Genomic DNA, 14,384 nt, shown 5'->3' with positions numbered 1-14,384 from the left:
CGGTTCACCTGCAGTATGTGCTCAGGTTGGCAAAGTTTCAGCGCGCCAGCCAGTCGTCCAGCAGAGGCAGGGTCAGCTCCCCCACATGGCGCTCGAGCAGCTTCCCTTCGGCGTCGAACAGCAGTGTCGTGGGTAGCCCGGGAGATTGACTCGCGGCCAGCAGTTGCTGGCGCGGGTCGAGCAGGGGGTAGCGAAAGTCCAGGCCGGCCTCGTCCAGGTAGCGCGCGACCTGAACCAGCGGCTCTCCCTGATTGGCCACGACCACGGTGACGTCGTCGCGTTGGTCGATGTCGGCCAGCAACGGCATCTCGCGCCGGCAAGGCGGGCACCAGGTGGCCCATAGATTGATGATCAGCGGCTTGCCGGTGGGGCCGCCTGCCAGCGAGGCCAGTTCGATGGGGGCGCCATCGACGTCTTCCAGGGTCAGCTCTGGCACGCGTTGCGGCGCCGGACTTGCCGACAGCGGCGCCCAGCTGACCAGCGCCAGCCAGGCAAGCGAGGCGACCAGCGTCAGACCCAGGGCACCGAGCAGGGCGCCAAGGCGATCACGCAGTGACCACAGGGTCCACAGGGCGGCGGCGACCAGCCCCCAGACCCCGCTGTAGCCGGGCAGCCACAGCTTGATGATATCCAGCCATTTGTCCTGATAGGCGGCCCAGTGCGGCAGCACGTGCCCGAGCCGAGCGCCGACCAGCCAGGCCAGCATCAGGCCGTTGAACCAGCGACCGTGGCGGCGGCGGGGCAGGCCCAGCAGGAAGGCGCTGGCGGCCAGCAGCAACAGGGTGACGACGAGGGCATAGAGACGCGGCAGGCTCACTAGCACCGGACCGATGGCGATGGCATCCATGGATGGGGCGAACTCCATTGGGGAAACGCGAAAGCACGAAAATGCGCAGGCGAGCAGGTACACTTGGTGGGCTCGATCCGGCAAGGCTACTGCGCCCGATGCGCGCTGTCATCTCGAGCCGCCTGCCGGGCCATCGGTTTTCGAGCCATCTCTCTGATCAGGATCTGTGATGTCACCACCCAAGACCTTCGACCCCCTGCGCGCCCTGGCCATCGGCAGCCAGGCCCTCGGCTTCGTGATGATCTTTGTGCTCGGCACCACCCTGGACCACCCGCGCCCGTGGCAGGGGCTCACCCTGGGGCTGATGCTGGTGGTGGCGTTGGTAGTAGCGATCGTCCGGCGCTACCGCAACAACCGCCTGCAGAAGTTCCGTGACGAACGGCGCCAGCGGCTGTTGGGTGATGATGAGGGGGACGAAGAAGCGGGAGACGGCGAGGGTCGCGATTGATCAACGGCGTCAGGCCCGGACCTCTCGGGTCGATGAGGCGCAGCGGGCCGGATCGATGGCGGTAAGCCTCAGCCAGTGCCCCTCCGGCATCCGGCACAGCACCACCCGAAAGGCGCACTGACGCGAGGTGCTGTTGTCTCCCTCCCAGCTCTGTACAAAGCCGCACTCGTGTCCGCAGTCTTCCAGGCGTCGACGCAGCGCAGGAAAGCTGGCGGCGTCGACCTCGAGATTCAGTGTTCTCGGCGGCGTCGGGGTGTGGCTCGCCAGCAACATCAGCACCTGGGTGTTCTCGCCGCCTCCCAATTCCAGGGTCACCCCAGTGTCGCTGGCGACCAGCACCCGAAGGCCCAGTGTCGTCTCGAAGAACCGACGCATTCCCGCCAGGTCGCTGACCTCCAGGGCGCCCGGCTCCAGACTGAGATGCTGCATGACATGCCTCCGTGGGATCATGTGTCGGATTCAGTCTGGCGCCGAAGCCGCCGGTTTTCCCTTCAAGCCTGTTTATGGCCTTTATCGCCTGGCGCTATGGGCGTGGCGATTGGCCGCTTGCAGGTGCCTCCTTGCAGCCCTTTCCAGGGCGTCTTGTCCAACTTCCTTTTCGTACAAGTGGACGACGTCTTCGTCGACAGGTCGCCCTGCCTGAGTATGACGAATCGGCGGCAATGACGTGACCGCCGCATGACAGTCGCCCCCAACTCTTTGTTTTTTATACCTCTGGCGAGGTAGTGCCGGAGCGCTTGCTCCGTGTGCCGGGAAATTTGTCATCTCAATGACATTGTCTAGACAACTGGCCTTCATCTTTGATGTCCAGACTGGCGCCATTCCTAGAGGAGAGGCGTCATGTCCATTCCCACCATCATCGTCGAGCGGCTCAACAAGAACTTCGGCCATAGCCGAGTGCTCGAGGATGTCAGTTTCGAGATCACCCCGGGGGAGATCGTTGCGCTGATCGGCCCGTCCGGCTCCGGCAAGTCCACCCTAATGCGTCATCTGGTCGGACTGACCTGCTGCAACCGTGATCGCGGTGGCCGAGTCAGCCTGCTGGGGCGCGAGATCCAGGCCAGCGGTCGCCTGCGCCGGGCCAGCCGTGGCCAGCGCTGCCGGGTCGGCTACATCTTCCAGCAGTTCAACCTGGTCAATCGCCTCAGCGTGCTGACCAATGTGCTGATTGGCCAGCTCGGGCGCATGCCGCGGGCGCGGGCGCTGCTCGGTCGTTTCAGCGACGAGGAACGCCAACGGGCCCTCAAGTGCCTGGCTCGGGTCGGCCTCGAGGGCATGGCCTACCAGCGTGCCAACACCCTTTCCGGTGGTCAGCAGCAGCGGGTGGCCATCGCCCGAGTGCTGATGCAGGACGCCGACGTCATCCTCGCCGACGAGCCCATCGCCTCACTGGACCCGCGCAGCGCCCGGGAGGTGATGGAGATCCTCGAGCGGATTCACGCCGAGGATGGCCGCACCGTGGTCATCACCCTGCATCAGGTCGATATCGCCCGGCGCTACTGCCATCGGGCCATCGCGCTCAAGGATGGGCGCCTGTACTTCGACGGCAAGACCTCCGAGCTGACCGACGCACGCCTCAAGACCCTGTACGAGAACGCCGGCCTCGACGAGCTGCGTGCCGGCAGTCAACCCGACCTGCCGTCACCGCTGCGTGAGCCGAGCTACACCCAGGCCCAGGCGACTGTGTCGGCGCAGGTCGTCCATAGCTGAGCCACCACATCCTGCGACACCTGTTCCCACAACGACCGATAACCTTCAGGAGAATCCCATGTCTCTCGCATCCTTTCGTCGCCTGTCGCTGCCATTGATCGCCGGTATTGGCCTTGCCGCCAGTGCCCAGCTGGCCGCCGCCGAGACCGAGACCCTCAAGTTCGGCATCATCTCCACCGAGTCCAGCCAGAACCAGGCGCCGCTGTGGGATCCGTTCCTGGCCGACATGTCCGAGCAGATCGGCATGGAGGTCGAGCCCTTCTTCGCCACCGACTACGCCGCGGTGATCCAGGCCATGCGCTTTGATCAGATCGACCTGGCCTGGTACGGCAACAAGTCGGCCATGGAAGCCGTCGATCGTGCCGACGGCGAGATCTTCGCCCAGACCGTGGCGGCCAACGGTGCCCCGGGCTACTGGAGTCTGATGATCGCCCACCAGGACAGCGACATCGAAAGCGTCGATGACGTCCTGGCCAACGCCTCCGAGCTGGTGTTCGGCAACGGCGATCCCAACTCCACCTCAGGCTATCTGGTGCCCGGCTACTACGTCTTCGCCAAGAACGGTATCGACGCCTCTACCGCCTTCAAGCGCACCCTGAACTCCAGCCACGAGACCAACGCCCTGGCGGTGGCCAATAAGCAGGTGGACGTCGCCACCTTCAATACTGAAAGCATGGAGCGCCTGGAAGTGACCGCGCCGGACAAGGCCGAGCAGCTGCGGGTGATCTGGAAGTCGCCGCTGATCCCGTCCGACCCGCTGGTGTGGCGTGGCGACCTGGACGACGCCACCAAGGAAAAGCTGCGTGAGTTCTTCCTGAACTACGGCGATGACGCCGAAGAACAGCAGATTCTCGAGCCGCTGCAGTGGTCTGGCTTCGATGCCTCCGACAACGACCAGCTGTTGCCGATCCGTCAGCTGGCGCTGTTCAAGGAGCGCTCCGAGGTGGCCAAGGACGAAAGCCTGAGTGAAGGCGATCGCGAGGCCCGACTGGCCGAGATCGACAGCCAGCTCGACGATCTCGACGCGCGCATGAAGGAAGTGCAGGCCGCCGAGGCGATGCCCGAGGAAGCCGCCGCCAACGCCGGCTGATGTTACGTCAGGCCGCGTCGAGCGAAGGTCCGGCGCGGCTCGGACTACTCAACCTCTCACACGCAATCTCAGGTTCTCCCAGGAAAACGCATGACCACCCAGACACAACTTTCCGGCATCAGCCTGCCGCCCAAGCGTAGCTGGACCACCCTGGCGCTGTGGGGCGTCGGCCTGGCGGTGCTGGCCTGGTCCTGGCAGGGCGTCGAGATGCGCCCGAGCCTGCTGGTGACCAACGCCGACAATATGGCGACCCTGGCCGGCGACTTCTTTCCCCCGGCCTTCGGCAACCTCGGCCACTACATCGAGCAGATGCTGGTGACCATCCAGATCGCCATCTGGGGCACCCTGCTGGCCATCCTGGTCGCCATTCCGGCGAGCCTTCTGTGCTCCGAGAACCTGGTGCCCTGGTGGGTCTACCAGCCGGTGCGCCGACTGATGGACGCCACCCGTGCCATCAATGAGCTGGTGTTCGCCATGCTGTTCGTGGTGGCGGTGGGGCTTGGGCCCTTCGCCGGGACCCTGGCGCTGTTCATCCACACCACCGGGGTGCTGGCCAAGCTGTTTTCCGAAGCGGTGGAAGCCGCCGAGGCCGGGCCCATGGAAGGCATTCGGGTCACCGGAGCAGGGCGCATCGAGGAGATCGTGTTCGGTCTGATTCCCCAGGTGCTGCCGCTGTGGATCTCGGTGAGCCTGTATCGCTTCGAGTCCAATATTCGCTCGGCCACGGTGCTCGGCATGGTCGGTGGCGGCGGTATCGGGGTGGCGTTGTGGGAGACCATGCGCGGATTCCAGTACGCCGAGACGGCCACCATCATGCTGGTGATCATCATCGCCGTGACGGCGCTGGACATGGCCTCGCAGTTCGTACGCAAGCGCTTCATCTAGGCTGACACCGCAGAGCCGAGACAGCAGACCTGACACAGCAGAGCCGAGTAAGCAGACCAGAACGGCTGGTCTGCCGGTGGCTTCGGCCACCACCCGATACCTTCTTTTTTGGAGCGAAGATGTCTAGACAAGTGACCGAGGCAGGCAGCCCACCGCGCTATCGCCAGTTGGCCGACGTCCTCTCGCGCGAAGTCCGGGCGCAGTACTCACCCGGTGACCTGCTGCCCAGCGAAGCGGCGCTGTCCAGGCGCTTCGGCGTCAACCGCCACACCGTACGCCGGGCGCTGGACGAACTGGTGGCCGCCGGCATGGTGACCCGTCACCAGGGCCGTGGCACCCAGGTGGTGGACCGACGCCTGGACTATGCGGTCAACGCCGCCAGCAAGGTCACCCACAACCTGGCGGAACTGGGCCTGGCCACCGAGACCTGCTGCCTGACCCAGGGCCTGGCGGTACCGCCGGAGGCCATCGCCCAGCGCTTTGCGCGTGGGCCGGGCGAGAGCCTTCTGTGTGTCGACACCATGCGCCACGTCGACCGGGCCCCGCTGTTGCGGCTGCGCCACTGGTTCGACCCCGAACGGGTGCCGGGCTGGCTGGATCGCTATCGCGGTGGTTCGACCCGGGCGCTGCTGGACCAGCACTACGGGCTGCGACTGAGGCGCTCCCGGGTGCGCCTGGAAGCGGTCCAGGCCGACGCCGACGACAGCCGCATGCTGCAGTGCGCCCGCCTGGCGCCGCTGGTGGTGCTGACCAGTGACAACGTCGACGCTGATGGTCGACTGGTGGAGATCTCCGTCAGTCGGGCCCGGGCCGATCGGCTGGCCTATCACTTCGACTTTCCCGCGGACGAGCGTCCGCAGTCCCACGACGACGAGGGCTTCTCATGACACCGACCATGACCCCGACGCGACGTCATCGCCTGCTCGCGTTGACTCCTTTCGACCGTCTTGCGCAAGGCTGGCAGTCCCTGGGCATCCAGGCGAGCCACCGCTGCGTGCGTGGCCCCGAGACCGGCATGGCGATGGTCCGTGGCCGCATGGGCGGCAGTGGATCGGCCTTCAACCTGGGCGAGATGACCCTGACCCGGGCCAGCGTCGCCCTCGATGACGGCACCCTTGGCCATGGCTGGGTGCGTGGTCGCGACAAGGCCCACGCCGAGTTGATCGCCCTGGTCGACGCCTGTGCCCACCACGACCACTGGGCCAGGCGTATCGACAGCGAACTGATGGCACCGCTCGAGCAGGCACTCGATGAGCAGCGCCAGCAGGCCTCGCAGACCGCCGCCGCCACCCGCGTCGACTTCTTCACCATGGTAAGGGGCGAATGAACATGACTCAGCAGACCTCCGAGGCCGTCCGGCCCCACGACTGGCCGGGACTCGCCGATCCCATTCACGACAGCCAGCGGCTGTTTCGTCAGCTGCTCGGCGCCATGTCCGAGCCCGGCACCCTGACCGAGCTTGTCTTGCCGGAGCTGCCGGCCGGCGCGGCGATCTCGCCCGCCGCCTGGGGCGCGCTGCTGGCGCTGTGCGACCTCGACGCCCGGGTGTGGGTGGACGAGGGGCTTGCGCGCGCCAACCTCGCCGCCGCCCTGGCCTTCCACACCGGGGCGCGACTGACCGACGACCCGACCCAGGCGGACTTCGCCCTGGTGACCCCTGACACCCTGTCCCGCGAAGACGGCTTCGCGCTGGGCTCGGACGCCTGGCCCGATCGCAGCACCACCCTGATCGTGATGGTCGAGGCGCTTGCCCAGGGCGAGGACTGGTGGTTATCCGGTCCCGGGGTACCCGGTCAGCGCGGCCTTGCGCTGGGTAACGCCGAGCGCGCGCTGCCGTTGATGCGTGTGCTCGCCGCCAATCGTGCCCACTTCCCCCGGGGACTGGACGCCTTTATCAGCAGCGGGATGCGACTCACTGCCATCGCCCGCAGCACCCGCCTGGCCGGACCTGGATTGGCCGCCACCGATGACGCCGAACGCCAAGAGGAGACCGCCTGATGTATGTCGCCGTGAAAGGAGGCGAGAAGGCCATCGCCAATGCCCACCGCTGGATGGCCGATCGTCGTCGTGGAGAGCGCGACCAGCGCGAACTCGAGGTGGCCCAGATCCAGCAACAGCTGGGGCTGGCGGTGGACAGGGTGATGGCCGAGGCCTCGCTGTACGATCCCGAGCTCGCCGCCCTGGCGCTCAAGCAGGCCAGCGGCGACACCGTCGAGGCGGTGTTTCTGCTGCGTGCCTATCGCACCACCCTGCCGAGGCTGGCCGAGACCCTGCCGGTGGATACCGGCGCCATGCGCATCGAGCGTCGCATCAGCGCCACCTTCAAGGACGTGCCCGGCGGCCAGGTGCTGGGGCCGACCTACGACTACACCCACCGGCTGCTCGACTTCATGCTGCTGGCCGGCGAGGAGGCCGAGACCGATACACCGGCGCCGCAGGGTGCCGAAGAAGGTCTCGAGGCTTGCCCCCAGATCCTCGACTGTCTCAACCATGAAGGCCTGATCGAGCAAGAAGAGGACGATGGCAGCGAGCCCTACGACATCACCCGCGATCCCCCCGACTTTCCGGTGGATCGCGCCACCCGGCTGCAGATGCTAGCGCGTGGCGACGAGGGCTACCTGCTGGCGCTGGGCTATTCGACCCAGCGGGGCTACGGGCGCAACCACCCCTTCGCCGGCGAGATTCGCCAGGGTGCGGTGGAGGTCGAGATCGAGGTCGAGGGCTTCGACGGGCCGGTGTGCGTCGGCGAGATCGCCATGAGCGAGTGCCAGATGATCAACCAGTTCGCCGGCAGCGGTGACACCGCCCCCCAGTTCACCCGGGGCTACGGCCTGGCCTTCGGCTGCAACGAGCGCAAGACCATGGCCATGGCACTGGTCGACCGCGCCCTGCGCGCCGAGGAGCTTGGCGAGCCGATCCAGAGCCCGGCCCAGCAGGCCGAGTTCGTGCTGGCCCACGCCGACAGCGTCGAGGCCTCCGGCTTCGTCTCGCACCTGAAGCTGCCGCACTACGTCGACTTCCAGTCGGAGCTTGAGCTGATTCGCCGCCTGCGTCGAGAGCACGCCGAGCGTACCGCCGCCACGGCCGAGGCCGTGTCTGACACCCAAGCCGCCAGCGCACGTCCTGCACCAGGCGATGGCGACAAGGCCGATCCCGAAAAGACCCAGACCGCGAACGCCCAAGCCAAGAACGTCCAGGAGAACGTCCGATGAACACCGCCATCGACAGCGGCTACAACTTCGCCTACCTGGACGAGCAGACCAAGCGCATGATCCGTCGCGCCCTGCTCAAGGCGGTGGCGATCCCTGGCTACCAGGTGCCCTTCGGCGGGCGCGAGATGCCGATGCCCTACGGCTGGGGCACCGGCGGCATGCAGCTGACCGCCAGCGTGCTGGGCGCCGATGACACCCTCAAGGTGATCGACCAGGGCGCCGACGACACCACCAACGCGGTCAGCATCCGTGCCTTCTTCGAGCGCGTCGCCGGGGTCGAGACCACCACCGCCACGGCACAGGCCAGCGTGATCCAGACCCGTCACCGGATTCCCGAGAAGACCCTGCGCGCCGACCAGATCCTGATCTTCCAGGTGCCGATCCCCGAGCCGCTGCGCTTTATCGAGCCCAGCGAGGAGGAGACCCGGGTCATGCACGCCCTCGAGGAGTATGGGGTGATGCACGTCAAGCTCTACGAGGACATCGCCCACCACGGCCATATCGCCACCACCTACGCCTACCCGGTGAAGGTCGACGGGCGCTACGTGATGGACCCCTCGCCGATTCCCAAGTTCGACAACCCCAAGCTGCACATGAGCGAGGCGCTGATGCTGTTCGGCGCCGGCCGCGAGAAGCGCCTCTACGCGATTCCGCCACACACCCGGGTGGAGAGCCTCGACTTCGAGGACCACCCCTTCGAGATCCAGGCCTGGGACGAGCCCTGCGCCATCTGCGGGGCCACCGACAGCTACCTGGACGAGGTCATCATCGATGATCAGGGCGCACGCATGTTCGTGTGCTCGGATACCGACTACTGCAACTCCCGCAGCGAGGAGAAGGCATGAAGCGCCCACAGCTTGAACGTCCCGCCCTGCTCGAGGCCCGCGCCATCCAGCGCCTGTACGGCCCCGGCAAGGGCTGCGAGGAGATCGACTTCACCCTGCACCAGGGCGAGGTGCTGGGCATCGTCGGCGAGTCCGGCTCGGGCAAGTCGACCCTGTTGCGGGTGCTCTCCGGGCTCGAGGCGCCGGATCGCGGTCAGGTGGTCTATCACGCAGGGGAGGCCGGCTCGGTCGGCGGCAGCCCCGGCAAGGACGAAGCGCTCGACCTCTACGCCATCAGCGAGGCACGCCGCCGCGCCCTGCTGCGCATGGAGTGGGGCCTGGTCCATCAGAACCCTCGGGACGGCCTGCGCCTGGGCGTCTCCGCCGGGGCCAACGTCGGCGAGCGGCTGATGGCGCTGGGCCAGCGCCACTATGGCGAGCTGCGCGCCGCCGGCCAGGACTGGATGGGCCGGGTCGAGCTCGACCCCGCGCGCATCGACGACGCGCCCCAGACCTTTTCCGGCGGCATGCAGCAGCGCCTGCAGATCGCCCGCACCCTGGTGACCCAGCCCAGGCTGGTGTTCATGGACGAGCCCACCGGTGGCCTCGACGTCTCGGTCCAGGCGCGGCTTCTGGACATGCTGCGCACCCTGACCCGGGAGCTCGGCCTGTCGGTGATCCTGGTCACCCACGACCTGGCGGTGGCCAGGCTGCTGGCCCACCGCCTGATGGTGATGCGCCGGGGCAGGGTGGTGGAGGCCGGGCTGACCGATCAGATCCTCGACGATCCACAGCATCCCTACACCCAGCTGCTGGTGTCCTCGGTGCTGACGCCATGAATTCGCTTTCTCAGGAGTCCAAGATGACGTCCCCCTTTCTTACCGCCCGGCGGCTCGACAAGACCTTCGTGCTGCACGCCCAGGGCGGCCAGGCGCTGCCGGTGATGCGCGGTCTCGATCTGTCCCTGTCGCCGGGCGAGTGCCTGGTGCTGGCCGGGCGCAGCGGCATCGGCAAGAGCACCCTGTTGAAGATGGTCAACGGCAATTACCGGGTCAGCGGCGGGCAGCTGACGCTGCACTTCGAGGACGGCGAGCTCGAGCTGTCGGCGCTGCCGGCCCACGCCTGGCACCTGCTGCGGCGCGACGTGATCGGCTACGTCAGCCAGTTTCTGCGGGTGGTGCCCCGGGTCTCGGCCCGGGAGGTGGTGATGGAGCCGCTGCTGGCCCGGGGCTGTGACGCCGGCGAGGCCCGCGCCCGTGCCGAGGCCCTGCTGGCGCGGCTCAACCTGCCCGAGCGACTGTGGGAGCTGGCGCCGGGCACCTTCTCCGGCGGTGAGCAGCAGCGGGTCAATATCGCCCGTGGCTTTATCGCCGAACACCCGCTGTTGCTGCTCGACGAGCCTACGGCGTCGCTGGACGCCGCCAACCGCGAGGTGGTGGTGCAGTTGATCGAGGAGGCCAAGGCCCGTGGCACCGCCATGCTCGGCATCTTCCACGACGAGGAGGTGCGCGAGCGGGTCGCCGATCGCCTGCTGGAGCTGGAAGGGCATATGCTGCTTGGTGGCACCTACGCTGACCACACCGCGTCAGACCAGACCTCATTTCGTCAGACCGACTCCGGGGAGTCCCTTTCATGAACCAGGATCAGATTCTGACCAACGCCAGGCTGGTGCTCGACGACGAGGTGGTGCACGGCAGCCTGGTGATCAAGGACGGCGTGATCAAGGCGCTGGAACGCGGCCCGGTGTCGCTGCCGGGGGTGATCGACTGCCAGGGCGATATCCTGATGCCTGGCATGATCGAGCTGCACACCGACAATATGGAAAAGTACTTCCAGCCAAGGCCCAAGGTGTCCTGGCCGGGCCGCCAGGCGGCGCTGGCCCACGACGCCCAGATGGCCGCCAGCGGCATCACCACGGTGTTCGACGCGGTGTCGATCGGTGACGTCGACGAGCAGAGCATGCGCCACGGGGCCCTCGACGAGATGGTCTCGTCCCTGGCTGCGATCAACGACAACGGCATGGCCCGGGTCGACCACCGTCTACACCTGCGCTGCGAGGTGTGCCACCCGGATACTCTGGCGCGTTTCAAGAGCTTCATGGACTCGCCGCTGCTGGGGCTGGTGTCGCTGATGGATCACTCGCCGGGCCAGCGCCAGTTCGCCAGCCTCGATGCCTACCGGGTCTACTACCAGGGCAAGTACGGCCTGGACGATGCCAGCCTCGAGGCCTTTATCGAGAAGCAGCTGGGCAACAGCGCCGCCTATTCCAGTGCCCACCGTCGCGCCATCGCCGAGCTGTGCAGCGAGCGCGGCCTGGCCCTGGCCAGCCACGACGACGCCACCGTCGCCCACGTGGCGGAAAGCCTCGAGTACGGCACCCGGGTGGCGGAGTTTCCCACCACCCGGGAGGCCGCCGAGGCCTCCCATCGCCACGGCATGGCGGTGATGATGGGCGCCCCCAATGTAGTCCGCGGCGGCTCCCACTCCGGCAATATCGCCGCGGCCGAGCTGGTGCGCCTGGGCGTGCTCGACATCCTGTCCTCTGACTACTACCCGGCGGCGCTGCTCGATGCGGTCTTCCGTATCGCCGCCATGGAGGACGGCTACGACCTGCCCCGCGCGGTGGCCACGGCCTCGCTTAGGCCGGCCGAGGCCGTGGGCCTGGACGATCGCGGGCGTATCGCTCAGGGGCTGCGCGCCGATCTGGTGCGGGTGCGCGAGGTCGATGGCCATCCGCTGGTCCAGCGCGTGTGGTGCGCGGGCAGGCAGGTGCACTGATGCTGGTCTACCTGATCGGCGCCAGCGGCGTGGGCAAGGACAGCCTGCTCGACGCCGTGCGAAAGCGGCGCCCGGACCTGCTGGTGGCGCACCGCTACATCACCCGGCCAAGCGGCGTCGGCGAGGACTCGGTGGCGCTGTCGCCGGCCGAGTTCGAGGCCCGGCGGGCACGCGGCCTGTTCTGCCTTGACTGGGTCGCCCACGGGCTTCACTACGGAGTCGGCATCGAGGTGGAGGCCTGGCTCGCGGCCGGGGCCACGGTGCTGCTCAACGGCAGTCGTCGCGAGCTGGCGGCCGCCCGTGCGCGCTTCGGCGAGCGCCTCAAACCGGTGGTGGTGACCGCCCCGCCCGAGGTGCTGCGTGAGCGGCTCGCGAGGCGCGGGCGCGAGAGCGACGATCAGATCGAGGCGCGCCTTGCGCGCCACGCCGAGGTGGAGGCCGAACTCGAGCGCTGCCATCCGGCACTGGATCGCGTCGACAACGGTGGCAGCCTGGACGAAAGCGTCCGGGCGCTGGAGGCGATCATCGCCTCCCGCCACTGACGGAGCCGGCGTCGAGCCTGTCGACGCCGGCCTTGTGTCGATCGCCGACTACAGCGACGACGAGTATCACCTCATCAGCGCAAGCGGCTTGTGCCTCTTGCTTCAGCTCGGAGACTTCCATGGAGTTTCGCTTCAACGGCACCGGAGACAGTGCCCAGGTGCCTCGCTTCGGCTGCGACTGCCGCGCCTGCACTCGGGCCAGGGTGTTCACCAGCCATCAGCGTGGCCCCTGCTGCGCCGAGCTGAGCGTGGACGGCCGGCGCTACCTGCTCGACGCCGGGCGCATGGACCTGGCCCATAGCTGCGAGCTGGAGCGTCCCGCCGCCTTCTTCGTCACCCACTACCACGCCGACCATGTGCAGGGGCTGTTTCACCTGCGCTGGGGGACCGGCACGTCGATCCCGGTCTACGGCCCCAAGGATCCCAACGGCTGCGCCGATCTCTATCGCAACAGCGGCATCCTCGACTTCCAGCCGGGGCTCAAGCCGTTCAAGCCGCTGGACTTCGACGGGCTGACGGTGACCCCGGTGCCGCTCAATCACAGCAAGCCGACGCTCGGTTACTGCCTGGATGATGGCGGCACCCGCCTGGCCTACCTGACCGACACCCAGGGTCTGCCCGGCGCCACCGAGCGTTTTCTGCGCCAGTGGGACGCCGACGTCGTCGTGCTCGACGCCTGCCACCCGGCCAGCCAGCTCGAGACGCGCAACCACAACAGCATCACCCAGGCGCTGGAGATCATCACCCGGCTCGACCCGCCCCGGGCCTATCTCACCCACATCAGCCATGAACTGGACGCCGAGCGCCTGGACCAGCCGACCCCCTTGCCGCCCAAGGTGCGCATCGCCCGGGACGGCGAGACGCTGGAGGACTGGGATCGCCTGGACGCGGTCTGCTAGGGCTTGCAGGAAAAGTGTCTGCGCTCGGTAATACGGCGTTAAAAATCGGCTGGTGCGACAGTCCGGTCAAAGTGCTCATTTACACCTCGTAAACTGCGCTGTCTCACCGATTTTTGCCTTGGCTTCCTTCATGCTGACTTATCTGCGAGAGCACCCCTGATCATGTCCGATATCCCCACGCAGTCTGTGTCTGACGGCTCCTTATCTTGTGAATCGCCCAGTGACTCGCCCAGTGGCTCATCCAGAGACTCATCCAGCGCGCTGGACCAGCCGACGTCCCCGCGTCTGTCCGAGCGGCCCAACGTCGCTACCGACGCTCGCCTGCACCACAGCGAGCTTGGGCGCTTCACCGAGGTCGGCAGTCGCTGCGTTTTCAACCATGTCAGTCTCGGCGACTACAGCTATATCGAACGTGACGGCGACGTCATGTTCGCTACCATCGGCAAGTTCACCTCCATCGCTGCCAGCGTGCGCATCAATCCGAGCAACCACCCCTGGTGGCGGCCGACCCTGCATCACTTCAGCTATCGCCCCGGCAAGTTCGGTTTCAGCGACGAGGCCCTCGACGGCGAGGTATTCGCCTGGCGCGAGGCCGATCGGGTGGTCATCGGCCACGACGTCTGGATCGGCCACGGCGCCATCGTGCTGCCCGGCGTGACCATCGGTCACGGCGCCATCGTCGGCGCCGGCAGCGTGGTGACCAGAGACGTGCCGGCCTACCACATCGTGGTGGGCAACCCCGCCCGGGTGCTCAGGCCACGCTTCGATGATCCCGCCATCGCCGAACGGCTCGAACGACTGGCCTGGTGGGACTGGTCGGACGAGCGTATCAAGGCCCATCTGAAGGGCTTTCAAGGCAACGTCGAGGACTTTCTGGCCGAGGCGGAGCGGGGGACATCCAGTTAGGGACAAGAGGGGCTGGCGGTGTGGGGGAGGCTTCATGACCCCTAGTCGGTTGGACATTGACGTTATAGGGCGCCGACATACGCCAGCGACTTTGCTGAATTGAAACGATTGATGACGCTTTGATGGCAGCGTTGTGAATCGCCGCCTAGCTTTCCTGAATCGTCGGGGGGAGCGCTCGAGCAGTGGCCAGGGCTCGCAGATTCTCTCCGGCTCTGTCGGCGACCGACCCTGCTCAGGAGTGCC

Annotated in this window: 17 protein-coding genes; 15 read left to right on the top strand and 2 right to left on the bottom strand. The window is 67.0% G+C overall.

The features are described from left to right. Positions 1-37: 37 nt before the first annotated feature. Entirely contained in the window at positions 38-847 is an 810-nt protein-coding gene (locus tag NFG57_RS18565; RefSeq protein ID WP_213230133.1) for a TlpA disulfide reductase family protein, read from the bottom strand. A 169-nt stretch (positions 848-1,016) separates the two neighbouring features. Between NFG57_RS18565 and NFG57_RS18560 the strand changes: the two genes are divergently transcribed. Continuing rightward, entirely contained in the window at positions 1,017-1,295 is a 279-nt protein-coding gene (locus tag NFG57_RS18560; protein WP_222517124.1) for a hypothetical protein, read from the top strand. A 9-nt stretch (positions 1,296-1,304) separates the two neighbouring features. On the opposite strand, the gene NFG57_RS18555 is transcribed toward NFG57_RS18560, so the two are convergent. Further along, positions 1,305-1,724 (bottom strand): glyoxalase/bleomycin resistance/dioxygenase family protein, encoded by a 420-nt coding sequence (locus tag NFG57_RS18555; RefSeq protein ID WP_045994223.1) that lies wholly within the window; start codon positions 1,722-1,724, stop codon positions 1,305-1,307. 411 nt (positions 1,725-2,135) lie between these two features. On the opposite strand from NFG57_RS18555, the gene phnC reads away from it, so the two are divergent. From phnC to NFG57_RS18485, 14 genes are all read left to right on the top strand, one after another. Next, the gene (gene phnC / locus NFG57_RS18550; protein ID WP_348814943.1) at positions 2,136-3,005 is read left to right on the top strand and encodes a phosphonate ABC transporter ATP-binding protein; all 870 of its coding nucleotides are present in this window, start codon (positions 2,136-2,138) and stop codon (positions 3,003-3,005) included. A 58-nt stretch (positions 3,006-3,063) separates the two neighbouring features. Next, positions 3,064-4,095 carry a phosphonate ABC transporter substrate-binding protein gene (gene phnD / locus NFG57_RS18545; RefSeq protein ID WP_348814942.1) on the top strand — a complete coding sequence of 344 codons (1,032 nt, stop codon included), beginning with the start codon at positions 3,064-3,066 and terminating at the stop codon, positions 4,093-4,095. 90 nt (positions 4,096-4,185) lie between these two features. Then, positions 4,186-4,980, top strand: coding sequence for a phosphonate ABC transporter, permease protein PhnE (gene phnE, locus NFG57_RS18540; RefSeq protein ID WP_045994226.1), 795 nt, complete (start codon positions 4,186-4,188; stop codon positions 4,978-4,980). A gap of 119 nt (positions 4,981-5,099) precedes the next feature. Next, complete coding sequence (phnF, locus tag NFG57_RS18535; RefSeq protein ID WP_083970561.1) at positions 5,100-5,867, top strand: phosphonate metabolism transcriptional regulator PhnF; 768 nt, start codon at positions 5,100-5,102, stop codon at positions 5,865-5,867. After that, a complete protein-coding gene (gene phnG / locus NFG57_RS18530) occupies positions 5,864-6,307 on the top strand; it encodes a phosphonate C-P lyase system protein PhnG (protein WP_348814941.1) in 444 nt (147 codons plus the stop codon). The genes phnF and phnG overlap by 4 nt, the downstream gene beginning before the upstream one ends. A 2-nt stretch (positions 6,308-6,309) precedes the next feature. Then, positions 6,310-6,978, top strand: a complete 669-nt coding sequence (phnH, locus tag NFG57_RS18525) for a phosphonate C-P lyase system protein PhnH (RefSeq protein WP_348814940.1) — start codon at positions 6,310-6,312, stop codon at positions 6,976-6,978. Further along, a complete protein-coding gene (locus NFG57_RS18520; RefSeq protein WP_348814939.1) occupies positions 6,978-8,192 on the top strand; it encodes a carbon-phosphorus lyase complex subunit PhnI in 1,215 nt (404 codons plus the stop codon). Before phnH ends, NFG57_RS18520 begins: the two co-directional genes overlap by 1 nt. Next, on the top strand, positions 8,189-9,037 hold the full coding sequence (locus NFG57_RS18515; protein ID WP_108133448.1) for an alpha-D-ribose 1-methylphosphonate 5-phosphate C-P-lyase PhnJ: 849 nt from the start codon (positions 8,189-8,191) through the stop codon (positions 9,035-9,037). The genes NFG57_RS18520 and NFG57_RS18515 overlap by 4 nt, the downstream gene beginning before the upstream one ends. Beyond that, complete coding sequence (phnK, locus tag NFG57_RS18510) at positions 9,034-9,855, top strand: phosphonate C-P lyase system protein PhnK (RefSeq protein ID WP_045994228.1); 822 nt, start codon at positions 9,034-9,036, stop codon at positions 9,853-9,855. The genes NFG57_RS18515 and phnK overlap by 4 nt, the downstream gene beginning before the upstream one ends. A gap of 23 nt (positions 9,856-9,878) precedes the next feature. Next, positions 9,879-10,652, top strand: a complete 774-nt coding sequence (gene phnL, locus NFG57_RS18505) for a phosphonate C-P lyase system protein PhnL (RefSeq protein ID WP_348814938.1) — start codon at positions 9,879-9,881, stop codon at positions 10,650-10,652. Next, positions 10,649-11,794, top strand: a complete 1,146-nt coding sequence (locus tag NFG57_RS18500; protein WP_348814937.1) for an alpha-D-ribose 1-methylphosphonate 5-triphosphate diphosphatase — start codon at positions 10,649-10,651, stop codon at positions 11,792-11,794. Before phnL ends, NFG57_RS18500 begins: the two co-directional genes overlap by 4 nt. Beyond that, positions 11,794-12,336, top strand: coding sequence for a phosphonate metabolism protein/1,5-bisphosphokinase (PRPP-forming) PhnN (gene phnN / locus NFG57_RS18495; RefSeq protein WP_348814936.1), 543 nt, complete (start codon positions 11,794-11,796; stop codon positions 12,334-12,336). Before NFG57_RS18500 ends, phnN begins: the two co-directional genes overlap by 1 nt. A gap of 119 nt (positions 12,337-12,455) precedes the next feature. Beyond that, positions 12,456-13,235: a phosphonate metabolism protein PhnP gene (gene phnP, locus NFG57_RS18490; RefSeq protein ID WP_045994231.1), complete on the top strand. Its 780-nt coding sequence runs from the start codon at positions 12,456-12,458 to the stop codon at positions 13,233-13,235. 162 nt (positions 13,236-13,397) lie between these two features. Then, on the top strand, positions 13,398-14,141 hold the full coding sequence (locus NFG57_RS18485) for a DapH/DapD/GlmU-related protein (protein ID WP_348814935.1): 744 nt from the start codon (positions 13,398-13,400) through the stop codon (positions 14,139-14,141). Positions 14,142-14,384: the final 243 nt, after the last annotated feature.

The organism is Halomonas sp. H10-59, from assembly GCF_040070555.1.
In the GTDB taxonomy this organism is placed as follows: Bacteria; Pseudomonadota; Gammaproteobacteria; order Pseudomonadales; family Halomonadaceae; genus Halomonas; species Halomonas litopenaei.
The sequence above is the reverse complement of the archived record's forward strand: the minus strand, read 5'-3'. Positions and strand labels throughout refer to the sequence as shown.